The 25656-nt window shown below is 34.1% G+C and carries 12 protein-coding genes and 1 pseudogene; 2 read left to right on the forward strand and 11 right to left on the reverse strand.

Annotation, left to right across the window (positions count from 1 at the left end; translation table 11 throughout):
- Positions 1–36 precede the first annotated feature (36 nt).
- The 9 genes from BOW57_RS04200 to BOW57_RS04240 form a co-directional block, all read right to left on the reverse strand.
- Positions 37–2265 (reverse strand): glycoside hydrolase family 3 N-terminal domain-containing protein, encoded by a 2229-nt coding sequence (locus BOW57_RS04200; RefSeq protein WP_129053141.1) that lies wholly within the window; start codon positions 2263–2265, stop codon positions 37–39.
- A 14-nt stretch (positions 2266–2279) separates the two neighbouring features.
- Positions 2280–3704: a glycoside hydrolase family 30 beta sandwich domain-containing protein gene (locus BOW57_RS04205; RefSeq protein WP_129053142.1), complete on the reverse strand. Its 1425-nt coding sequence runs from the start codon at positions 3702–3704 to the stop codon at positions 2280–2282.
- Positions 3705–3706: 2 nt separating this feature from the next.
- Positions 3707–4546, reverse strand: a complete 840-nt coding sequence (locus BOW57_RS04210; RefSeq protein WP_129053143.1) for an endonuclease/exonuclease/phosphatase family protein — start codon at positions 4544–4546, stop codon at positions 3707–3709.
- A 157-nt stretch (positions 4547–4703) separates the two neighbouring features.
- Positions 4704–6458 (reverse strand): cellulase family glycosylhydrolase, encoded by a 1755-nt coding sequence (locus BOW57_RS04215; RefSeq protein ID WP_129053144.1) that lies wholly within the window; start codon positions 6456–6458, stop codon positions 4704–4706.
- Positions 6459–6488: 30 nt separating this feature from the next.
- On the reverse strand, positions 6489–7961 hold the full coding sequence (locus BOW57_RS04220; RefSeq protein ID WP_129053145.1) for a glycoside hydrolase family 30 beta sandwich domain-containing protein: 1473 nt from the start codon (positions 7959–7961) through the stop codon (positions 6489–6491).
- A 163-nt stretch (positions 7962–8124) separates the two neighbouring features.
- Positions 8125–9579, reverse strand: coding sequence for a glycoside hydrolase family 30 beta sandwich domain-containing protein (locus BOW57_RS04225; protein ID WP_129053146.1), 1455 nt, complete (start codon positions 9577–9579; stop codon positions 8125–8127).
- A gap of 139 nt (positions 9580–9718) precedes the next feature.
- Complete coding sequence (locus BOW57_RS04230; RefSeq protein ID WP_129053147.1) at positions 9719–10585, reverse strand: hypothetical protein; 867 nt, start codon at positions 10583–10585, stop codon at positions 9719–9721.
- Between the two features lie 29 nt (positions 10586–10614).
- The gene (locus BOW57_RS04235; protein ID WP_129053148.1) at positions 10615–12126 is read right to left on the reverse strand and encodes a RagB/SusD family nutrient uptake outer membrane protein; all 1512 of its coding nucleotides are present in this window, start codon (positions 12124–12126) and stop codon (positions 10615–10617) included.
- A gap of 14 nt (positions 12127–12140) precedes the next feature.
- The gene (locus BOW57_RS04240) at positions 12141–15251 is read right to left on the reverse strand and encodes a TonB-dependent receptor (protein WP_129053149.1); all 3111 of its coding nucleotides are present in this window, start codon (positions 15249–15251) and stop codon (positions 12141–12143) included.
- A gap of 351 nt (positions 15252–15602) precedes the next feature.
- Between BOW57_RS04240 and BOW57_RS04245 the strand changes: the two genes are divergently transcribed.
- Positions 15603–18467 carry a triple tyrosine motif-containing protein gene (locus BOW57_RS04245; protein WP_129053150.1) on the forward strand — a complete coding sequence of 955 codons (2865 nt, stop codon included), beginning with the start codon at positions 15603–15605 and terminating at the stop codon, positions 18465–18467.
- 37 nt (positions 18468–18504) lie between these two features.
- Here BOW57_RS04245 and murF read toward each other — a convergent pair whose 3' ends face one another.
- Both murF and gldJ read right to left on the reverse strand, forming a co-directional pair.
- Complete coding sequence (murF, locus tag BOW57_RS04250) at positions 18505–19791, reverse strand: UDP-N-acetylmuramoyl-tripeptide--D-alanyl-D-alanine ligase (protein ID WP_129053151.1); 1287 nt, start codon at positions 19789–19791, stop codon at positions 18505–18507.
- Positions 19792–19910: 119 nt separating this feature from the next.
- Positions 19911–21596, reverse strand: a complete 1686-nt coding sequence (gene gldJ, locus BOW57_RS04255) for a gliding motility lipoprotein GldJ (RefSeq protein ID WP_089052633.1) — start codon at positions 21594–21596, stop codon at positions 19911–19913.
- A gap of 213 nt (positions 21597–21809) precedes the next feature.
- On the opposite strand from gldJ, the pseudogene porU reads away from it, so the two are divergent.
- Positions 21810–25645, forward strand: a pseudogene (gene porU / locus BOW57_RS04260) (type IX secretion system sortase PorU).
- Positions 25646–25656: the final 11 nt, after the last annotated feature.

Consider the following 25656-nt stretch of genomic DNA (forward strand, 5'->3'; position numbering starts at 1 on the left):
AAAATCCATAACGCCAATTCTAATTGACATTCTATATTACTGCACTAATTCAAAATCTGATTTTAGTTTAATATCTGCTGATGAAGCTCCAATCATTACTTCAAAATCTCCAGGTTCAGCAGTCCATTCTAATTTATCATTGTAGAAAGAAAGCTTTTCTTTGTCGATTGTAAATTCGATTGTTTTTGATTCTCCCGCATTTAATTTTACTTTTTGGAAATCTCTTAATTCTAAAACTGGGCGAACAACTGATCCAAATTTATCTTTTAAATACAATTGTACTACTTCATCTCCAGTCACTTTTCCAACATTTGATAATTGAAATGAAACTTTAATTGTTTCATTGTTTTTCATTTTTGATGAAGAAAGTTTCAATCCAGAATATTCAAATTTAGTATAACTCAATCCATGCCCAAAAGCGAATTTAGGTGAATTCTTTAAATCGATATATGCTGAAACATAATTGTTTTGATTTTCGTCTTTGGCTGGTCTTCCTGTACTGAAATGGTTGTAATAAATAGGAATCTGCCCTACTTCTCTAGGAAATGTCATTGGTAATTTTCCTGACGGATTGTAATCTCCAAATAACACATTTGCAATTGCATTTCCTGCTTCTGTGCCTAACCACCAAGTATAAACAATTGCTGGAACGTTGTCTGCTGTCCAATTAAAAACAAGAGGTCTTCCTGCATTTATTAAAACTACAACTGGTTTTCCTGTTGCCTGAATCGCTTTTACTAAATCTTCCTGAACGCCTGGCAAATGAATATCGCTTCGGCTTTTTGCTTCACCGCTCATGTCGCGTTTTTCGCCAATACTTAAAATAACAACATCAGCTTGTTTTGCAGTTGCAACAGCTTCTGCAAAACCATCTTTGTTGTCGCCTTCAACTTCGCAGCCTTTTGCATAAAGTAATTTAGTATTCTTGCCTACTTTATTCTGTAAACCATCCCATTGCGAAACAATCCATTTATTGTAATCAACATTAGGTAATTCTACAGACCAAAAACCCATATTTTCTTTATACTCTTTTACCATCGGCCCAATAAAAGCGATTGTTTTTAGGTTTTTAGAAAGTGGTAATGTTTGATTTTCGTTCTTTAATAAAACTATACTTTTTTGAGCAACTTCAAGCGCCGCTTTTCTATTTTCTGGATTATTTAAAGCTTTCTCTGCTCTTTTTTCATCAGAATATCTATAAGGATCGTCAAACAAACCTAATTCAAATTTCTTGCGAAGAATACGTTTTACAGCATCATCAACCAAGTCTATTGAAACTTTGCCTTCTTTGACCAATTGTGCTAAATTATTTTTGTAGGCAACGCTTTCCATATCCATATCACTTCCGGCAGTAATTGCTGAAAGTGCTGCTGCTTTAAGATCTTTTGAGTAGCCGTGAGCTACCATTTCTCCAATAGAACCCCAATCTGAAACTACAAAACCTTGAAAGTTCCATTTTTCTTTTAAAATGTCACGTTGTAAATGAACATTTCCTGTAGCGGGAATTCCGTTTAAATCATTAAATGAATTCATAAATGTTGCTGCACCAGCATCTAAAGCGGCTTTGAAAGGAGGCAGATAAGTTTCCCACAACATTCTTTCGCTCATATCAACGGAGTTATAATCTCTTCCACCAACTGCGGCTCCATAAGCGGCAAAATGTTTTACGCACGCCATAACAGAGTTTAAATCTCCTAATTTATTTCCTTGAAAACCTTTTACTCTTGCATAAGCGATTTTAGAAGCTAGATAAGTATCTTCTCCAGCACCTTCCATAACACGTCCCCAACGCGGGTCACGCCCAATATCAACCATTGGTGCAAATGTCCAATGAATTCCGCTTGCGGCTGCTTCTGTAGCCGCTACTCTTGCTGCCAGCTCTATGGCTTCTAAATCCCAACTAGCAGCTTCTGCTAATGGTAATGGAAATGTTGTTTTATAACCATGAATAACGTCCTGCCCAAACAACATTGGTATTTTTAAACGGGATTGCATGGCTAACTTTTGATAGTTTCGAGTAGATTCTACTCCCGTTACATTCAACATTGAACCTACTAAACCGTTCTTAATCTCGGTCTGCTTATTTGGGTTAATGGTTATTGGTCCTGTTATTGAGTTGTCGTTACTATATTGATTTAACTGACCTATTTTTTCTTCAATAGTCATTTTTTTCAATAAAGCATTTACTTTCTGATCGATTGTTTCTTGCTGTGCAGCCGCAAAAAATGTGACCATCAGCAAGAGGAATGTTGTTGTTGTTTTCATGTGTTTTATTTTAATTACCAAACGTAAGTTGATACTGCTCCTGCGTTTAAAGTAGTTGAGATCTGTTTTTGATTGTATTTTACATTGACTGTTTCAGCTGTATTTCCGTCATTTTCAACAATTAAAACAATTTGTCCTGATGGTGTTTTAAAAGCGACGTTATAAAGATTCCCGCTTATATTGCTTCCAATTCTAATTGATCCTTCTGGTACAAATTTAGAAGCGTGGCCAATAATGTAATAGCCTACTTCTCTTTTTATATTTTGATTTTGATCAATCATTAAAGCGCCTTTACAAGTCGAACATCCGCCTGGTGTAAATGGTTTGTAGAATTCGTCATTTGCTAATCCCCACGAAAGTGCATTTACACTCCAGTTGCGCATCGAGCCAATCACGACATTTTTTACACTCCATTTCAAATCAGATTCAAAACTGCTTCCTGATCCTGTGTATTGTTCTGTAAAATACAAATCTTTATTTGGATACGCATCATGAACTTTAGACATAGCACTGATATCTCCTTCGTATAAATGAAATGCTGAACCTGCTACAAAAGGCAGTGCTTTTGGATCATTTAAGATAGTCAAAGGATATTCTGGCTTATTGCAGTTGTGATCGTAAACTACAATCTTGGTTTTAATTTTTGCTTTCGCGAAAGCGGGACCTAAATGATTTTTTATAAATTCTGCCTGTTGTTCTGCAAGCATCAATAAACTTGGATTATTTCCTGGATGTAATGGTTCATTCTGCGGCGTAATGGCATCAATTACAATTCCGTGCTCTTTCATGGCTTGAATATATTTTACAAAATACTCGGCATAAACCTGATAATATTTAGGCTGTAAGCTTCCGCCTTTTGAGCTTCCGTTGTCTTTCATCCAAACTGGCGGCGACCACGGAGAACCCATAATTTTTATTTGTGGATTTATAGCTAAAATCTCTTTTAACAAGGGTACCACATCATTTAAATCTGGACCAAGATTAAAATGTTCCAGCTTTAAATTTGTTTGCCCTTCTGGCATATCATCATACGAAAAAACTTTTTCATTCAAATCTGAAGCTCCAATACTTATACGCAGGTAACTTAAACCAATGGCATCATTTTTTCTAGAAAACAACTCTTGAAGCAGGGCTTCTTTTTTTGCTTTATCTAGTTTTAAAATTGTTTGAGCACTTCCTCCTGTTAACGAAAATCCAAAACCTTCTATGGTTTGAAATTTCTGAGCAGGATTTACTTCAATGGTTTGATTTTCATTAGTTTCTGAACTAAAAACTAAATCGTCCTGTTTTTTAAGTTTTGATGTTTCATCTGTTGTTGTAATCCAAGATTGTGCTTTTCCTGAATTGCTTGCAACATTTTTTGAAGATCCACATTTTATCTGTACTGCAATAAGAGGCAGTAACAGTAAAATTTGGAGTTTTTTGTTGATGTTTTTCATATTTAATCTATTTCTATTAGAACAGGTAAATGATCTGAAGGATATTTTAAATCTTTAGAATCACTTAAAACTGCGTGTTTTTGAACTGTAAGCCCGCTGTTTTTTGAGATAAAAATGTAATCTATTAATAAGGTCACAGGCTCATTGTGTTTGAAATTATTAAAAGTTCCTGATGGCCCAAATGGTTTTTCTTTTGAAACATCTCTGGTGTCGTCCATTACTTTTTTGATTTCAGTAATTTGAGGTGTGTTGGGTTCTGAATTAAAATCTCCCATTAAAAACACCGGATATTTTTTTGTGTTTATTGTTTTTATTTTTTCTAAAACTACCTGCACGCCTTTAACTCTTGCAACTTCTCCCATGTGATCAAGGTGAAGATTAAATACGTAAAATGTTTTTTTAGTTTTTAAATCTGTAAAAAGTCCGTAAGTACAAACTCTGTTACAAGCGGCATCCCAGCCTCTTGAAACTACATTTGGTGTTTCTGAAAGCCAGAAGGTATCAGAATCTTGAAGCTTAAAACGATCTTTTTTGTAATAAATCGTGCAGGCTTCTCCAGTTCCTCCTTCTTCTCTTCCTATTCCAAATTTGCTGTACTTAGACATACCTGATGCAATATCAATTACTTGACTTGGTGTTGCTTCCTGAACTCCAAAAATATCGGGGCTGTAAAATTGTACTTGAGACATGAAATAATCCTTACGATTTGGCCAGGCATTTTCTCCATCTGAAGCAACATTTAAACGAATGTTGTAGGTCATAATTTTTAAATTTTGACCATAAAATGCTCCGCTTACTAAAAGCATCATTACCACTAAAACAATTGTATTTTTCTTTTTCATATTTAAAAAATTTTGATCCGTAAAGCTAATGTTTCCTTAGCCTTAAAGAAAAAAACTTATTTAAAAGTTATGTTAATTATATACGTTAGGATAATCAATATTAAATATATCATCACGTTTTATTTTGTTTCTTAAACAAGAAAATTGATATTTCTTTTTACTTTTTTGAATTTCCTTTTTTATTCTCTGAAAAATCTAAATAGTTTAAATTAAAACCTCCTTTTTCAAAAACGGCTTTAATCTTGTTTTGTCCTGCATTCAGTTCGACATCAGTTAAGATTATAGTTTTCCATTTTCCACTTCCGCCAGTTGCTGGCAGTGTTATCGATTTTGACTTTCCTTTTTCGGTTTCTAAATGAATTTTGCCTTCTGCTTTTTCACTTGAATATCGTATAGCAACATTGTATTTATTCTGCTTTTTAACTTCGGCAGTAAACTGCAGCCATTCGCCGTCTTCAATAAATGAAACTTGATAACCGTTTGATCCTGAGTCTTTGCATGGCAGAATATCTACACCGTCATTTCGCATTGTGTTTCCTTTATTCCAATCTTCAAATTTGTTAGTTTCAACTCTGTAATTCACAAAATCTTTATCGAAGTATGCGTAACCGTTTGTTCCTAAATCATAATGTGTTGCTACAATTTTTCCGGGAATTGTATTTTTCTTGTACGCCTTTGTATCATTTGTGTGTACTTGTCTAAACATGGCGTCGATTACATCTGGTTTAACGGTTACGTTTTCCATTTTGTAATTATCTGCCATTTTCATTAATGTTTTTTTAGAAAAATCTGCTGTTGGTTTTTCTCCACCATCTTTCCAATATTTCAGTAAAACATCATATTCTGGAATTTTAGTGACTGAGGTTACTCCTGCAATGTTTTCGATTTTTTTCATTGGCCAAAATGCCCATCCAATATTGTTGGTTTCCATCAATGTAAGTGCATCTTTAAACCAAACATTAGAATTTTCTCCGCTTTCTCCTAACCAAATTGGCACATTGTACTGCGTTCTATAGTCCAGCATTTTCTGGATTGATTCTTTAGTATTATAGTTCCAATATTTATGAAAACTCAATGCCATATTATCATCCCATAGAGGAAAAATCCCGTTGTAATTATTTCCCCAGCAGTTTCCTTCAATAAAAATCAAATGATTGGTATCGACTTCACGAATTGCTTTTGTAACAGCAACCATTAGATCTCTTAAAGGTCCATTTGAGTTTTCATCACAGCCATTTTTATTTGTTCCTGTAAAATTCCAGTTGGGTTCATTAATAATATCATACGCTCCAATCCATGGATTGTCTCTATAACGAGAAGCTAGTTTTTTCCATAAAGCAATCATTTTTTTCTGATTGGCTTCACTTTCCCATAATGATGGTTTTGTCGTATCGTAATCAGAAATTGCCGCATCATTTCCTTGTCCGCCCGGAGCTGCATGCAAATCTAGAATAAGATAAATTTTGTTTTCGGTACACCATTTCAGTAAATTATCTGTCATTATAAAACCTTCTTCTATCCAGGTGATTTCACCATTTTTTTCTTCTTCAATTGGCGGTGTATATAGATTATAATGCATTGGCAGACGGATTGAATTGAACCCCCATGCTGCTAACGAATCTACATCTCGTTTTGTTAATCCATTTGCTTTGTACGCTGCATAAAACTCTTTTGTTCCTTGCTCGCCAATAACATCTTGAATTTTCTGTTTTATTATATATTGCGGACTGGCAAAGGGCTGTGTCTGCATCATGTATCCTTCCTGCACCATCCACCCGCCTATCCCAAGACCTCTTAATAGAATATTCTTTCCATTGCCATCAACAATTTTTTGCCCGTCTCTATGTAAAAAACCTTGTCCTGCAACGGCAACTGTAAACAAAAGCTGTACTGCTATTATTATTTTTTTCATTTGAAAACTATTTTGTTTTTTACTCGATTTTTATTTCCAAGTATAGGTTGCCACTGAACCTGCTTCTAAAGAGGTTGTTATCCATTTATCATTGAACTTGATATTGAAAACTTCTACTGCAGTTCCATCATTTTCAACAATTAAAACTTTTGAACCTGATGGGGTTAAGAATGCCACATTTTGAAGATTTCCGCTTGTATTACTAGCAATTCTAACAGAACCTGCCGGGACAAATTTTGAAGCGTGTGCAATAATATAATAAGCAACGTTTCTCTGAAAATTTTCGGTTGATGTTACTGTTAAAGCGCCTTTGCAAGTGTTGCATCCACCAGGAGTATGAGGTTCGTAATTGCTGTTATTGGCTAAATTCCATTCTAGTGCATTCTTACTGTAGTTTCTCATTGAACCAATAACTACATTTCGCATATGCCATTTTAGATCTCCTCCGAAATTTCCTGTTGAGGCGGTATATTGCTCTGTGAAATACACATTTTTTGTTGGATAAGCATTGTAAACATTGGATAATGCGCTGATATCTCCTGCGTATAAATGAAAAGCTGATCCGTCTATAAAAGGAAAAGCATCGGCGTCTGCTAAAATTGCTTTTGGATAACTTATGTTATCGCAGTTATGATCGTAAATAATAATTTTGACATTTAAATTAGCCGCTTTAAAGGCTGGACCTAAACTTGTTTTTATAAAATTAGCCTGCTCTGCTGCCGACATATACATACTAGGATTATTCCCGTCGTGTAAGGGTTCATTTTGTGGTGTTATGGCATCAATTGTAATTCCTTCAGCTTTCATTTGCTGAATGTATTTTACAAAATATTTAGCATAAACATCATAATATTTGGTTTGCAGTTTTCCGCCTATAAAGCTGTCTTTGTCTTTCATCCACAAAGGTGCAGACCAAGGAGTTGCGAGTATTAAAATTTTAGGATTGATTGCTAAAATTTCTTTTAAAAGTGAAATTACGCCTGCTTTATCTTTATCCAAACTAAATTTTACCAAATCCAAATCGGTTTCTCCAGTCGCAAGATCATTATAAGTAAAAGGAGATGCATTTAAGTCTGAAGCTCCTATACTAATTCTTAAGTAGCTTACTCCTACCGAATTTTCGCCTGAACCAAAAAGTTCCTGCAAGAGAGCACTCTTTTTTGACGCTGTTAATTGGTTAATTACTTCAGCGCTTCCGCCTGTCAGCGTATAACCAAAACCATCTATTGTTTGATATTTTTGCGAAGCACTTACTTCGATATTTGGATAGATATTGTATGTGGTTCCAAATCCTAATGTCCCAGATTGTTTTGCGAGTAAAACACTTTGGTCTCCTTTAGTCAGCCAAAAATCGACATCGTTTGTAACAACAATTGGAGGTACAACAGGCGGTAAAACCAGAGCGGGATCAGCAGCATCGTTTGACGAAGAGCACTTTATTTGCGAAAATACTGCCAATATGAAAAACAGTGCTTTTATTGTGTTTTTAAAGTTTAGTTTCATTTTTACATTTTTTAACTTGATAAACAACCTATTACAACCAAATCAACTTGTAATAAAATAACTTACAATCGCTTTTGCATTACCTCAAAAAAAATAGTTTCAAATACAAAATAAATGAGGGTCGAAATGGATGATTCAAATCAACCCTCTTATTTAAAACGCTCTAGTAAACTAGTGTTTGTATGGCGTGAGCAGGAATTTTAACGATCGTTTTTTCAGCTCCAATAATTAAATTGTAATTCATTTCTTTATCTGTTTGATTCATTACAATTGTTGCCATTGTTCCGTTGGTATTTAAAAACGAGGTACTAAACAATCCGCTTCTGCTTACTGCTGTACTTACTCTTACGGCGTTTAAATGGATGAATTTTGAAAAATGCCCAATGTAATAATAAGATGGTGTGTAGATTAACTCGCCTGTTTTTGTGTCAGCATGAATTGGAGCAAAACAAAAATTACCAACGTGATTTGGCCCTCCTTTTTCATCTAAAAGAATATTCCAATCCGTCCATCCCGCAGTTCCGTTGTTAAAATCATTCATCATAGAAATTCCATATCTTTCTCCGTTTGCCCAAAATTGATATTTTTTAGCATCAAATTTCTCCACACAGCCTTCTGTAAACAATAGTTTTTTATCAGGATATGCCTCGTTTACTTTGGCTACATTATCAAACATTGACGAACCGCCAGACCAGTTTTCGTACCAATGAAAACCCATTCCCCAAACATATTTTGATGCTTCTGGATCGGAATAAATTACGTTTGCTCTGTAATTCATTAAATCACGATTGTGATCCCATGCAATGATTTTTACGTCACCCAGTTTTTCTTTTTTTAATGTTGGTCCTAGAAAATTTTTAATAAAATCCCTCTCAGCTTCAGCAGAATAAATACATGATTCCCAAGTTTGGGTTGCCATAGGTTCATTTTGTGTAGAGGTTCCCCAAATTGGAATTCCTTCTTTCTCGTATGCTTTTATAAACTTTACATAAAAATCTGCCCATGTTTGGTAGTATTCTGGTAATAAAGTTCCGCCTTTCAAGATATTTTTGTTGCTTTTCATAAAAGCATTTGGCGACCATGGCGCAACGTAAGTCAGTAATTTACCGCCCGCTGTTTGAATGGCTTGTTTGATTAACGGAATTCGATATTGTTTGTCATGTTCAATCGAAAAAGTTTTTAAATCTTTGTCACCCTCTTTTATATAAGAATAGCTTTCACTGCTAAAATCAGAACTTTGTATTGTGGTTCTTAGCAAAGAATAGCCTATTCCTTTTTGTTTATCATAGTAGGCATTTAAAAATTCTGTTTGTTTTTCTTTTGAAAGTTTAGCAAAAACTTCAGCACTTGCGTCTGTTATTGCGCCGCCGATTCCCATAAAAGTTTGGAATTTTTTTGACGGTTCAACAAAAACGGATACTTCAGTTTCCAGAGGCTGTTTTGCTGCCGAAAAGGATAAATTATCTGTTGATGTTAATCTTAAATTAGTATTCTCAGCAGTTGTATAAACCGTAACTTTCTTTCCGTTGGTTGTAAATTCTTTCTTTGCTTTTGTCTGCTGGGCAAGTGTCGACAGCGAGAACAAAAAACATAGAATCTTTAAACTATTTTTTTTCATTCTTTCCTTAAATTATTAAATTCTAAATAGAAGTTTTATTTCAGAAGCTCTTTTTCTGACCGTTTAAGGATTTAAAAAATAGCCCATACTCATAAATGATTATGGGCTATTTGCAACCAAACTTAAACTTAACTTAAACTTACTTTCCTCTTAATTCGACACTTTTAATGGTAATTCCGCCTGGAGCGATTCCACCGCCGCATCTAATCATTAGATATATTTTTCCTGTAGTGCTAAATTTAACAACATTGCTTACTGCATCTAGTTTTGCATTTTTAGTACATCCGATGGATGATAATTTACCCGAAACTGGATTTTTACCGCAGCCATCCCAAGTATTTAAGCCCATTACTTTTCCGCCGTCACTATAATCCCCAGAAACTGTTGCTGGATCTTTTTCGCCTGCATAAACTTCAAACCACATATCTGTAGATCCACCACCAGAAACTACCATATCAATAGTGTATTCTTTGTCTTTTACTACATCTATAGCTTGATAAATTCCGGCGTGACCTCCGCTTACAGTTGCTCCTTTATCACTATAAACCCAGTCGCCTGTTGCTTCATAAATAACTTTTTTCCAGTTAGCCTGATCTGCAGCTGTTTTAAAAGAACCGCCTTTTACAAGATTTCCTTTTGCTAAATCAGTGGTTGCAACTACAAGTTGAGAACTTGCGGTTCCTGTAGCTCCACCTGCGCCAACTGCTGTATGCGTAATTGTATAGGTTCCTGCATCTGGCAATGTGATGATCTCATTCATTTTTCCTGGATACTCACCGTCTCCGGTATTCCATCTTGAAGAGATAACGTTTTTTGTTTGTGCAACTAAAAGATAGGTGTTTGATGCTCCTTGAACTGGAGTTACCGTAAATGCTGCATCAATATTACTTCCTATTAAAACGTTGACATTACCCGTTTCATCATCACAACTTATTAATGTTCCTAACCCTAATGCCAAAGTCAGCATTAGGAAAGTACTTTTTTTCAAATTTATATTTAGGTTCATATTCTTTGTTTTTGGTTAATTAGTTTCGACTATTGATAATTAGGATTTTGTTTCAATTTAGTACCGTTAAGTTCTGTGTACGGAATTGGAAATATCTCATCTGTACCTGCATCAAAGCCTCTATCAGCTAATGCTGCTGGAGCATCTCCCCATCTAACTAAATCAAAAAATCTATGACCTTCACCAGCTAATTCCATTCTTCTTTCATTTTTAATAGCCGCTAATGTTACAGGTATAGAACCTAAACCAACTCTTTTTCTAACGGCATCAAGTAATTTTTGTGCTCTGTCTCCAGATCCTAAAGCTTCTGCTTCCATTAAGTAAGTGTCTGCAAGTCTAATGATATAAGAGTTTTGTTTGTAGTTCAACTCTGCATTACCACCTCCGGTACGAACATCAGATTGTCTTGGCAAGTATTTATTCAAGAAATAGCCTGTGTCTTGATAAGCTGGAATATAATCGATTTGACCAGCAGCTTTAAGTGCTTTCAAATCTAAAATAGTTGCTCCAAATCTAGGATCATCTTTCATTGCATTATACAATTTTTGAGTAGCCACATTAAAAGCCCATCCTGAAGGAAGATCTGGTGCTGTAGAACCTTCTGTCAGCACATATCCTCTTGGTCCAACCATAACGTTTAGAGAGTTTCCTTCATCTTTACCAGTTCCCCAAAATGTCCAGTCAGAGTTTCCAGCACTTGTATGAGATACTTCTAAAAGTGACTCTGCATTAAATTTCTTTGAAGTGTCCCATAAATCACTAAACTTATCCAGTAACTTATTTCCATATTGATTTTCAATACCTGGCGTTCCATTTACTTCTGCAAGAACAGTGGCTGCTTCGGCTTTTTTACCTTCAAATAAAAGCACTTTTCCTAATATTGCTTGAGCTGCACCTTTATTAAGTCTTCCCGCTTCAGTCTCTGGTGTAACTTTATTTGGTAAAGCTGTAATCGCTTCTTTTAAATCTTTTTCTATTTGTGCATAAATTACATCTGGTGTAACTTGTTCTGGGTCGTAAATAGTCTGCGTATTTAGAGGTACTAAAACCAATGGAATGTTTTTAAACAATCTCACTAGGTTAAAATAGTAAAGTGCACGCAATGCTTTTGCTTCTGCAGCAAATCTAGCTCTTACACCATTATCCATTGTAGCTGCAGGAAGTTTTTCGATCAATAAATTAGCTCGAGACACACCTTGATAATGGTCATTCCAGTAACTGCTTGGAATACTTATTGAAGTAAGTGAGTGTGTAGAGAAATTCTGAATTCCATTTCCATCTGTTGCACTACCTCCTCCAGCATAAAAATCATCAGATCCTGCGTTAAGCATTGCTACTAAATTTTCAAAACCACCTGTGTTTTTTCTTAACGGATCGTATACTCCCAATAATGCTGCGTAACATTGCTGCTCATTTGAAAAATAAGTGCTTGTATCAAATTTTCCCTCTGGATTAATGGTGACAAAATCTTCAGAGCAAGATCCTCCTAGAGCTGCCATTGCTATAGCAATATATATGTATTTAAATTTTATAGTTTTCATAATTCTTTAATTTTTTAAAATTGAACATTCGCTCCAAACAAAATAGATCTTGCTTGTGGATAAACTCCTTTATCTACACCAAATACTTGACCTCCAATTTCTGGATCGTATCCGCTGTATTTTGTAAATGTGATTAAGTTTTCGCCTGTTAAGTAAAAACGAACTTTATCTGCACCAATTTTAGATGATAAGTTAGTTGGCATTGTGTATCCAACTTGAACAATTTTCAAACGCACGTAATTTCCATTTTCAAGATAAAAATTAGACATATTACTGTAGTTTTTATTTGGATCATCGTTTGTTAATCTAGGATAGTCGTTTGAAGTTCCTTCTCCAACCCAGCGATCTAAAGCTTTTGTTTGATAGTTTGCATTCAAAACATCAAGTCTTCTAAGCCCCTGAAAAATTTTGCTGCCAGCAGCTCCTTGCGCAAATGCCATAAAATCAAAGTTTTTGTAATCTAAATTTAAAGTAAGTCCAAATGTATATTTAGGAATATTTGTTCCTAAAAACTGTTTGTCATCATCTGTAATTGAACCATCTCCGTTTGAATCTACCCAGCGGAAATCTCCCGGTCTGGCTTTTGGCTGCATTAGCTCACCTTTTGCATTTTTATAAGCTGCAACTTCTGCTTCATTTTGAAAAATCCCTGCAGTTTTAAAACCATAGAATTCATTGAATGAATGCCCAACTTGTGTTCTGGTTACTGGTCCCATAGACTGAAAACTAGCGTCTCCAACAATATAGTTTGTAGATGATCCTACGTAAGTGATTTCATTTTTTAAATAGGCAAAGTTTCCGTTTACACCTAAATTAAATTCTCCAAGTCTTTTCTTGTATCCTAATTCAATTTCAAAACCACTGTTGTTCATATCAGCAATATTTGCAGAAGGCGGATCAACAACTCCAACATATCCAGGAATAACAACATCTCTTAAAATTCCCGTTGTTCTCTTTTTATAGTAGTCTACAGAAAGATTAAAATCATTAAAAAGTTTTGCATCAAGACCAATTGTAGTTTGCGATGTTTCTTCCCATCCTAAATCAGCATTTGGCAGTGTAGAGTTCCCATATCCCGTTGTAATTGCACCTTCATTTCCAACAGAGTAATTGTACCCTCCAACAACTAAACCTCTATATTTGAAATCATTAATATTATCATTACCAACAACTCCATAACCTCCACGTAGTTTTAAAGAATTAACAACATTGTTTTCTTTCCAAAATCCTTCTTTAGAAATTACCCATCCTAAAGAGAATGAAGGGAAAACTCCGAATTTTTTGTTTTCACCAAAACGAGTCGATCCATCACGACGAACGATTCCTGTAAAAAGGTATTTTTCTTTAAAATCATAGTTAGCACGTAAAAACAGCGATGCCAATTTGTGCTCTACAAAATCCTCAGCTGCATTAACTCTGTCTGTTTGTGGAATATCAAAATTGAAAGAAGCATCTTTGTAGCTTGTAATTGGTAAACCAAACATAGTTACACCAATCATACCGCCAATGTTTTCAACATAAGCTCCTTGTCCAGCAAGAATGTTTACATTATGATCACCGAATTTGTTAGAATAGGTCAGGATATTTTCAAGAGTCCAAGAAAATGATTTTCTGTTTTCCTGCATGTAGTTGTTTCTATCTGCTTTCATATTTGGATTTAGGAAAAAAACCGGTGTAAAACCTTCTTTTCCCCAATAAGCCAATTTACCGCCAAGTGTAGTTCTAAATTTTAAATGGGTGGTAATATTAGCTTCTAAATAAGCATTTCCAACAAAATCATCTGACCAGTTAAATGCTCCTAATCTAGTTTGCATGAAACCTAGTGGATTGGTCATTTCTTGTTGTACTAAAGACGAAATTCCGTAAGGACGTCCGTTTGCATCTCTAACTACATTTGGATTTGCATAAAAACCTGTACCATCTACTGCTGGATCAGTAACAACAAGTGGAGTAATTGGGTCTAAGTTAATTGCAGAACTTAAAGGCCCTCCAAATTCAGTATTTGGATTATCAAGACCTTTAGTTTTTTGGTGTGTATAACCAAAAGTTTGTCCAAACGTAAAGTAATCAGAAATTTTGTGTGTCGAATTTAAACGGAAATTTTTCTTTGTATAGTTTGAAATTTCTGTTGCCACAATTCCCTCTTGATCTTGTATTCCGAAAGAAGCATAAAAAGTAGATCTTTCACCTCCACCGCTGATGCTTAATTCATGTGTATATCTAAAAGCTGAATCATTAAAAATTGCATCCTGCCAATCTGTACCTTTTCCTAAAGCTGCTGGATTTGTATATTTAATTGGACCTCCATCAGCCATTGATTTTTCATTCATAAGAGCACCATATTGCGATGCGTTAAGAAGATCTAATCGTTTAGCAGGAGTTGAAATTCCAGCAAAGCCATTATAGTTTACAGATATTTTTCCTGATTTTCCTTTTTTAGTCGTAACTAAGATAACTCCCGTAGCAGCACGAGTACCATAAATCGCCGCAGAAGCTGCATCTTTTAGAACTTCAATAGATTCAATATCACTTTGGTTAATAAAACCAATCGCATTTGCATCTACCGCAATACCATCAACAACCCATAATGGATCATTACCTCCTTCTCTAAAAGTAGTTATACCTCTAATACGAACCTTGGAAGCGGCACCTGGTTGTCCTGAAGTAGCTGCTACAGAAACTCCTGCTGCACGACCTTGCAGAGTTTGTTCGACTCTTCCGTTTGGAACTTTTTCAAGATCTGCTGCTTTTACACTGGAGATTGCTCCAGTAACAACTGATTTTTTTTGAGTTCCATATCCTACAACCACTACTTCATTCAGGGCTTGAGATTCGGGTGATAACTTAATTGTAATTTTTGTTCTGCCGTTTACAGCTTCAGTAACTGTAGTGTATCCAATAAATGTAACTGTCAAAACTCCATTTGAAGGTACTTGTAATTGAAATTTTCCATCAAAATCAGATGCGGTTGACTTAGTTGTACCTTTTAGTACAATTGTTGCACCCGGAACTGGCATTCCACTTTCGTCATTTATTATTCCACTAACTGTGACATCCTGAGCCACTGCTATAACCGAGAATAACAAAGACGAAACACAAAAAATAAGTAATTTTGTTAATTTCATTTTTCTAAAAATTTTGGTTAATTAATTAGTAATTTGATGCAATAATAATGTTAATATTTTACTATCGATAACTAATATTCCTTACAAAAACACATCAAATTAAAAAAAAGCACATTACAAAAACACATCAAATTTTATATAATAAATTCATTTTCAATAAATTAAATTCAAAATAAATGATGTTATCAAAATGTTAATTATAAAAATAAACACTACACTATTATAAGATTGCTTATTTTTATTAAAAAAACACTACCCTACATCGTGATAGTACCCAAAAAACAAATATAAAACACTACAAATAAACACTTTAACACATCCCTTCCTTTACAAACCCAAAAAACAACCAAATTGACGAAACCATACATTTATATCATTTTTTTTACATTATTCACAATCTCCATTTTTTCGCAGGTGAAAAATATTGGCCTTCCAGATGTCAGAAATTACAAACGAAACGAATACAAAGGAGGCACCCAAAACTGGAATATTGATCAAGACAAAAACGGAAATTTATATTTTGCTAATAATAATGGCTTGCTGCAATTTGACGGAGCGACATGGCGAAAATATCCTTTACCTAATTTAACTTCCGTTAGATGTTTAAAAATTGACAAATCAGGAAAAATCTTTGTGGGAGGCTATAATGAGTTTGGTTATTTTAAACCAGATCATAATGGGCGGCTTAAATACACTTCATTGGCTAAAAAAGTGGATAAGAACAAAATTAAAATCATTGATTTTGTCTGGAAAATTCATTCTATTGGCAATCAAACTATTTTTCAATCTTTTGCAAGAGCCTATATTTTCAAAGACAATAAGTTAACTATATTAAATGCTCCAAAAAGATTTCAGTTCTCATTTGTTGTTAACGGAAAACTTTATTTTCAAGATGTCGAAAAAGGAATTCTAGAATATCGAAACGGAGGTCTTTATGTTTTGCCAAATACTACAAGCTTAAATGATACTGAGATTTGGGCTATGCATTCTATTTCAAAAGATAAAATACTGATTGTTACACTCGAGAAAGGATTATTCCTTTACGAAAACAACAATATTCTCCCTTGGAACACTGAAGCAAACAGCTTTGTTAAAAAAAACAATTCATTAGGTGCTGTACTTATCAACAACAAATTTATTGTACTGAATACGGTATTAGACGGAATTATTATCTGCGATTTTAATGGCAAAATAATCCAACATATTAATAGAAAAAAGGGATTACAAAACAATACGGTTTTAACTTCATTTATAGACAATAAAAGCAATCTTTGGCTGGGACTGGATAACGGAATTGCTTTTGTTAATGAGACTTCTCCTTTTACCTATTTCGGATTTAGTTATGACATTAGTACGGTATATGCTTCTGTTATTTTTCAGGGGAATTTATATGTAGCGACCAATCAAGGTGTTTTTTATCACGCTTGGAACAACAGCTTTAAGGAAGATGTTTTTAAATTGGTTGAAGGAACCACTGCTCAATCTTGGAATGTTCAGGTAATTGACAATGAATTAATATGTGCAAACAATAGGGGCGCACTTGTTATTAAAGGTGATAAAGTAACTCGTATAATTGATTCTAGAGGTTATTTTGGTTTTAAAAAAATACCTAGTCACCCTGGATTCTTTATTGGCTCCAATTATGATGGTTTTGCCATTTTTCAAAAAACAGCGAGCGGATTAATATTCAAAAATCAAGTTTCTGGATTTGACAAATCATCAAATAGTTTTGAACTTGATCAATTGTATTTCTGGCTTAAAAAAGACGAATCTATTTATAGAATGGCTTTAAGTGAAGACTTAACAAAATTCGCCAGCATTAAAAAAATTGATCAATTAACTCCTAGGTTTAAAAACATTGGAAGTCTTCAAAAAATTGGAGGAAAAATTTATTTTCAAACTAATAATCATTTTTATAAATACTCAAGCGAACAAGACTTATTTTATGAAGATAAAAACATAACAGCACTCTTTAAAAATATTCCTGTGATAAATGCTTTAAGCGAAGATTCTCAGTCAAATTTATGGTATACATTTGATGAGTCGCTTGGGGTTTTAATGAAAGACCGTAATCATTACAAAAACAGTATTGTTCCTTTTTCAAACTTAACTGGCAATTTAGTGAGCAACCATTTATCAGTAAATACGATCGACTCTAAAAATATTTTTATTGGATTAACAGATGGATTGGCTCATTATGACTTCAGCCTGCAAAGTGCTCACAATACTAAACCTAAAGCTTTCATCCGAAGTTTTTCATTTCCGGGTGATACTATTGTAATTGGAAACAATCAAACTAGAATCGAAAATATTCGTATACCTTACGTTTCAAATAATGTGCGTTTTACCTTTTCATCGCCTACTTACGAGAATCTCGAAAACGTTCAATTTTCGTATCAATTAGAACCTTTTGATGACAAATGGAGCAATTGGTCTGTGATATCATTTAAAGAGTATACAAACTTACGAGAAGGAGATTACACAATGAGGGTTAAGGTTCGAAACAGTTACGGAATTCAATCTGATCCATCGGCTGTTACTTTTACCATTTCTCCTCCTTGGTACAGGCATTTTCTAGCTTTTATGCTGTATTTTATAGTCCTAATTATAGCGATTTATTTTATTTCGGATAGAATTAAAATGAAAATAAGAAAAAACAAGTATTATGAAACTATCGAACAGCGACGTCTTTATCTTGAAAAAGAATCAAGGATCAGACAAGAGCAATATGACTTGGAAAAAGAAATCGAGAAGTTAAAAAATGACAAACTGCAAATTAAAATTCTGGCAAAAGATAAAGAACTAGTTAACAACTCTTTGCAGGTGGTAAAGAAAAACAAAATTCTTAACGGAATCATTCATAAATTAAAAGAAATAGATGTGGAAGCTTTGGATGATTCTACTAAATTTCAAGTCAGCAAACTTAATAAGAGCATTGTAAAAGAAGTAAACACGGATAAAAGCTGGAAGGATTTAGAAAAACACATTAAGAATGTTCATTTTGAGTTTTTAAAGCGTCTAAAGGAAAAATACCCCACAATTTCGCCTCGAGAGCTGGATTTATCAACCTATTTATTAATGAATATGTCTACAAAAGAAATAGCAGAAATTATGAATATTTCGACTGGAGGTGTAGAATTAGCCCGATACCGTTTAAGAAAAAAACTGGGACTGAATAAAAAAGAAAACCTAATAGGTTTTTTAATGAGTATTTAAATTGAAAAAGCCATTCGAAATAACGAATGGCTTTTTATTATGAGATATATTCTAATGTGCGTTCAAGAGCCATTCCTCTTGAGCCTTTTATTAGAATCGTATTATTATTGAATTGAATTGTTTTTAGATAATCTGCAAACGAATCAAATGATTCGAAAAATTTGATTGTGTCACTCAAAATTTTATGTTCGTAAAATGATTTTCCAATCAAATAACTTAAACATTCGTTTTCTCCTGTCAAAGAATCTACTATTATTTTATGTTCTTTTTGACTTTCATCGCCAAGCTCAAACATATCGCCAAGAATCATTATTTTACCTTTGTTTTCTAATTGTACAAAGTTTGCAATCGCCACTGCCATACTGCTTGGATTTGCATTGTAGGCATCTAAAATAATCTCATTTGAACCTTTTTTCAACAACTGCGATCTGTTGTTCTCAGGAATATAATTCTCAATAGCTTCTTTCACTGCCTTGTCATCAACCTCAAAATATTTACCAATAGTTACAGCTGCATTTATATTATTTGCATTGTAAAGACCTATTAAATGAGACTCAACAACAAAATGTTCATAAGTAACAATCACAAAAGGATTCGCCGTAATATTTTTAATCTTCAAATCTGCATTCTCTTTATTCACTCCAAAAGTGAATGCTTTTATTCCTTGTGATTTTTCGATTTGAATAGGATCTTCAAGATTTACAAAAACAAGTTTGTCATTTTTTGCCAAATATTGATACATCTCGCTTTTTCCTTGTATAACTCCTTCGACGCCGCCAAAACCTTCTAAATGCGCTTTACCAAAATTTGTAATATAACCATAATCTGGCTGCGCGATCTCACATAAAAACTCAATTTCTTTTTTATGATTGGCTCCCATTTCAATAATTCCAATTTCAGTTTCTCTTGTAAAAGACAAAAGTGTCAGCGGAACTCCAATATGATTATTTAAATTACCAATTGTTGCTTTTGTTTTGAACTTTTTAGACAATACAACATTTATCAGCTCTTTTGTAGTGGTTTTTCCATTACTTCCAGTAAGAGCTATAATTGGCAATTTTAAATAGGTTCTATGATATTTTGCAAGTTCCTGCAATGTTTCTAAGCTGTTTTTTACAAGGATAGTCCGCTCATCTATCAAATAAGATTCGTTGTCAATAATAACAAATAACGCTCCTAAATCGAGTGCTTTTTGAGTAAAAGTATTGGCATCAAAATTCTCTCCTTTAATGGCAAAAAACATTGATTCTTTTTCAATTTTCCTTGTATCAATTGAAACTGATTTACATTGTAAAAACAAATTATGAATGTCCTGAATATTCATTTAATTTTTTATTTAATAGACCATAAAAATAGAAAAAAAACAATAAAAAAAATCCAAATTCCATACTGAAATATTCAGCTTTTGGAATTTGGAATTTTTTATGTTGAAATTTCTAAAACTTAGTTTCTAGGTGATTTTTTTCTTTCTGATTTTGCACCTACTCTTGACATAGCACATCTAAATCCGATGTAATCTGTTGCCATATCTTGAGGGAAATATCTTCTTTGAGCTGGATCTAACCAATATGCTCTATCTCTCCAAGAACCTCCTTTGTAAACTCTAACTTTATCATCAATTAAAGTCGTACGTTTACTAGAGTTATCATATTTTCTAATCATTTTACCTAAACTGTCCGTTGTTACGTTATGTTTAGGAGAATTATACATTGCTTGATCAGCTTTTGATCCTGATTCAGAATCTCCAAAGTCAAAATATCTTGAAGATTGTTTATCACCATCTCTGTAATTGATATTATTACTTGTACTGAAGTTTTGTCTTAAATATGTTTCTTGCTCGTCAACTGGAACCTGAGCGATTTCTCCTGGAAGATTTCTTGCAATTACTTTTCCATTACTTAATGTATCATATTTAATAGTAGCAGTTGTAACGATTTCAACTTTACCATCTTTTCCAATTTTATTTTTAGCATATTGATTTCCTCTATAGTAGTTAAAATCATTTGCTTCATTATCGATAATTGGTCTGTAAACATCGGCAACCCATTCTGCAACGTTTCCTGCCATATCATATAAACCGAAATCGTTTGGAGCATAACTTTTTACAGAGTTTGTAATATCTGCACCGTCATCAGACCAACCTGCAATTCCACCGTAATCACCGTTTCCTTGTTTAAAGTTAGCTAACTGATCACCTCTATTTTTACGTTTCGCTGAACGAGTGTAATCACCAGACCAAGGATATTTCTTTTGTCCTTTGTAAATGTTATATTCTCTTTGTCCAACATCTGCAGCTGCAGCATATTCCCACTCAGCTTCAGTAGGAAGTCTGTACTCTGGTAAAATGATTCCAGAAGAACGTTGTGCGTATACATTTTTCTCTTCAGGAACTACGCCGTCTTTTCCAGCTTTTGGTCGCTTTCCGTTTGGATTTTTCTTGATAACAATTTCTTCGCTTCCACCACGTGAAGTACTAGGAGACATTAAATATCCTTCTGTATTAAATGCATTTTCAGCAGTAACATCACTAGTTTTAGCTCCTTTTTGAAGGTAACCATTTTTCTCTAAAACAGCTTCGTTTACACGGTCAGTTCTCCATTTACTAAATTCAACAGCTTGAATCCAGTTTACACCAACTACTGGGTAGTTTGCATAAGATGGGTGTCTTAAATAGTTATTTGTCATCGTTTCGTTATACCCCAAACGATTTCTCCATACTAAAGTATCAGGTGAAGCTCCTTCGTAAATATTCTTGTAATTTTCTTCTGTTGGAGGGAAAACTTTTTTCAACCACTCAAGGTACTCTAAGTACATACCATTTGTAACTTCAGTTTCATCCATATAGAAAGACTGAACGTGTTGCTGAGTAGGTGTGTTATTCCAATCGTGCATAACATCATCTTGTACTTTACCCATAGTAAATGTACCTCCTTCAACAAAAACTAAACCAGGTCCTGCCTGTTGTTTTTTTCCTGCATTTCTAGCAGCAGTTCCATTCTGACTATCTACATCCCAGCCAGTTGCTCTCGAAGCGTGAGTGGAACTCGATTTTTTGCTACAACTAGCCGTGCCCAACATCAATACCATTGACATCATTAATTGCAAGACTACAATTTTGTTTACTTTCATACTCATTCTTAGGTGATAAATTTAGGTGCTGCAATATAATAATTAACATTTAATTAGCAACATCCGTTCTAATAATTTTATTTAGCTGTTTTTTACCAGAAAATAACCTATAGTTACGAACGCAAAAATATACTTTTTATTATTTACTGTAACATGAAATACTATATTTTTACCTACTAATTTTATTTTAATTAAATTTTGCTTTTTCAGATAATGAAACAGTTTCTAATAGTATACTTCCTGTTGCTTCCAATTCTCTCATTCTCTCAGTTAAACGGGAGCTTGACACTTGATTGGCAAACCAAAAAGGAGATGAATTACGGCGACTTTAAAACCATAATTCCTTACTTTTCAGGAAATACTTTTCGTTACGACATTACTAAAAAAACTTAACACTCCTGCTCAACCTAAATCAGTCAAACATTTCAAATAATTCTTCTGTACAAATTACAAATACCATTTACCAACCAATTTCAAGAACCGATTTAGGCGACTTAAACCCTGAAAACATCCCAGATAAACTTAACGAATCGTTAAAAAGCACAAGTGCTAGAGACACAAAACAAAACTTTCTGTTTCTATACCCTATTATAAAGGAAGGAAATAATTTCAAACGTCTGCGATCATTTTCTTATTTCATCACAAATACTGCTTCAAAAAACAGCAATTCAACAGCTTTTCAAAAATCAAATTCCATCACAAATTCCGTATTAGCTTCGGGCGATTGGTATCATTTTTATGTTGAAAAATCAGGAGTCTACAAAATTTCAAAATCTTTTTTGCAAAGCTTAGGTTTTGATGTCGGAAAAGAAGATCCAAAAAGAATAAAAATTTATGGTAATGGCGGACAAATGCTCCCTTTATCAAACAACATTTATTACCCCGAAGATCTAACCGAAAATGCAATCCAAGTTATTGGAGAAAATGACGGTATTTTCAACAATGAAGATTACATTCTTTTCTATGCAGAAGGCACTGAGAACTGGAGTACTGAAAGCCAAACAAATTTAAATTTATACGATACAAAATCATACTATTATATCACCAGTTCCGGAGGAGAAGGCAAAAGAATTCCAAATGCAAGTCAACCATCAGGAATCAGCACTTTAGAACTCAACACGTTTGATGACTATCAGTTTCATGAAGCAGACCAAACTAATCTTGTTCATTTAGGAAGGCAATGGCTAGGAGAAGCATTTGACATCAATCAGGAACAAGAGTTTTCTTTTAACTTTCCAAACATTGACACATCATCGCCAGTAAAAATTGAACTAAATGCAGCCTCGGCAGCCTTTACCCCTACTTCCTTTACTATTTCTTCAAATGGTCAAAACATTGGAACTATAAACTTCAACAGCCTTTCTACAAGTTCCGAAATCAAGTATCTAACACAAAAGCTACCTGCAAACACAACATTTCCTGGTACAGAAAACATAAAAATAAAACTCACCTATAATAACAATGGTGTACCGGGCTCAAAAGGCTTTCTTGACTACATCAATTTAACTGCAAAAAGAAAACTTCTTGGCACAAACAAACAATTCAAGTTTCAATATAACGCTGCCGGATCAACAACCGGAATTGTAAATTATACTATTGGAAACGCTTCGACAATTTCTCAAATTTGGGATATTACAGACCTATATAATATATCGAAATTTGAAAACCCAAATCAAGCTGTTTTCAGCTTCAAAGCAAACCTTGGAGAAGTTAGAAAATATATTGCACTTGATGCTGCAGATTACTACACTCCTTTAAAAGAAAATCAGTCTAAAATTGCAAATCAAAACTTAAAAGGAACACTTTTTAAAAACAATCAAAATGGCTTCCAAGATATTGATTACGTAATTATAACCCCAAAATCATTAACCTCACAAGCAGAAAAATTAGCCGTTTTTCATCGCACTAATTCAAACCTAAATGTAAAAGTTATTGCGCTTGAAAATATCTATCAGGAATTTTCATCAGGCAAACAAGACATTGCAGCGATTAGAAACTGCATTAAATACATCTACGACAACGCATCATCTCCCGAAAAAAGAATAAAATACGTAAACCTATTTGGTGATGCTTCTTATGATTACAAAAACAGAATTCCAAACAACACCAATATTGTACCTATTTATCAATCTCCAATAAGTAATACAACTGGCGAAGCATCATTTGCCTCTGATGATTTTTATGGCTTAATGGATTCCAACGAAGGAATTGTTGGCTATCCTTTTGGAGGAATTGACATTGCCATTGGTCGAATGTTAGTCTCAGACAATGTTCAAGCACAAGAAATGGTCAACAAGGTACTTGAATATCACAACACAAAATCTTACGGAAACTGGAGAAACAACTTCGTTTTAATAAGCGATGATTCCGACCAAAGTTCTGATGCTTCTTTACAAACTCGCCAAAACAATTTAGCAGATGTAATTGCTGCAGAAAAACCTTTTTTCAATATCGACAAAATCATTTTAGATTCTTATACACAAGAAGCTTCTGCCGGCGGATCGCGCTATCCAAAAGCTAGAACTGATTTTTTTAATGCTTTCGAAAAAGGAGCTTTAGTTTTTAATTATTTAGGGCACGGAGGAGAAGACGGCTTAGCAAGTGAACGAATCTGGGAAAAGTCCGACGGACAAAACCTAAACAATCAATACAAATACCCGCTTTTTATTACAATAACCTGTGAGTTTTCAAGATTTGACGACCCAACAAGACCAACCGCTGGCGAGTATACTTTTTGGAACCCAAAAGGCGGAGCCATCTCAATGCTCACAACCACTCGAGCGATAGGTCAGTTTAATGCCGAAAATTTCAACGACAATTTAAGCAAAAACCTTCTTTCCTATGACTCCAATCAGTACAACAGCATTGCTGAATCACTGCGAATTTCGAAAAACGAAAACCCAAGCGCCTCTAGCAATGTTATCGTATACATAGGCGATCCTGCATTAATGCTCGCTATCCCAAAACCTAAAATTAATTTAACCAAAGTAAATGATATTGCGATTTCACAGCCAATTCCTGATTTTAAATCATTATCAAAAATCAAAATCACAGGTGAAGTAACAGACGAAAACAATATTATTTTAAGCAATTACAATGGAGAACTTTCAACTGCCATTTTTGACAAAATGATTACAGCTTCAACATTAAACAATGACGGATACAGCCCTGCAATTTCATTCAAAACTCTAGGAGAAACCATTTTTAGAGGAAATGCATCTGTAACTAACGGTCAATTTGAATTTAGTTTTGTTGTACCAAGAGACATTAGAATACCTGTTGACTATGGTCGAATTAGTTTTTATTCAAAGAAAAATCAAGCACTCGAAAACCAAACCGGCAGTACATCTATCATTAAAATTGGCGGTATAAACGAAAATGCACCACAAGACAATATAAGTCCAAAAGTTAAGTTATATATGAACGATGAGACTTTTGTATCTGGCGGAATTACAAACGATTCACCCTTTCTTTTAGCGTTCCTAGAAGACGAAAACGGCATCAACACTGCCGGCGGAATTGGTCACGATATAATTGCCATTTTGGATGGAGATGTAAGCAATCAATATATTTTGAATGACTACTACCAAACAAAATTAGACGACTATACAAACGGAAATCTACGTTTTCCTTTGCGAAATTTAGCTCCAGGTCTGCACACAATTAGTTTCACCGCCTGGGATGTTTACAACAATCCTGTAACAAGCGAAATACAGTTTATAGTTGTTGGCGACGATGCATTAACATTAACACACGTTCTTAATTATCCTAATCCATTTTCAACTTATACTCAATTCTGGTTTTCTCACAACAGACCTTATGAGCCGTTGGATGTTCAGGTTCAGGTAATGACAATAACAGGAAAAGTAGTTTGGACAAAAAACCAAATTATTACTACAGAAGGCTTTTTATCTAGGGAAATATCATGGGATGGCAAAGATGATTTTGGCGATCGAATTGGAAAAGGAGTTTACATTTATAAACTTACTGTTCGATCTAATTTAACAAATAAAAAAGCAGAAAAATACGAAAAACTTGTAATTCTATAATAATATATATA

Origin of the sequence: Flavobacterium sp. YO64, from assembly GCF_004119505.1 — a bacterium.
In the GTDB taxonomy this organism is placed as follows: Bacteria; Bacteroidota; Bacteroidia; order Flavobacteriales; family Flavobacteriaceae; genus Flavobacterium; species Flavobacterium oncorhynchi.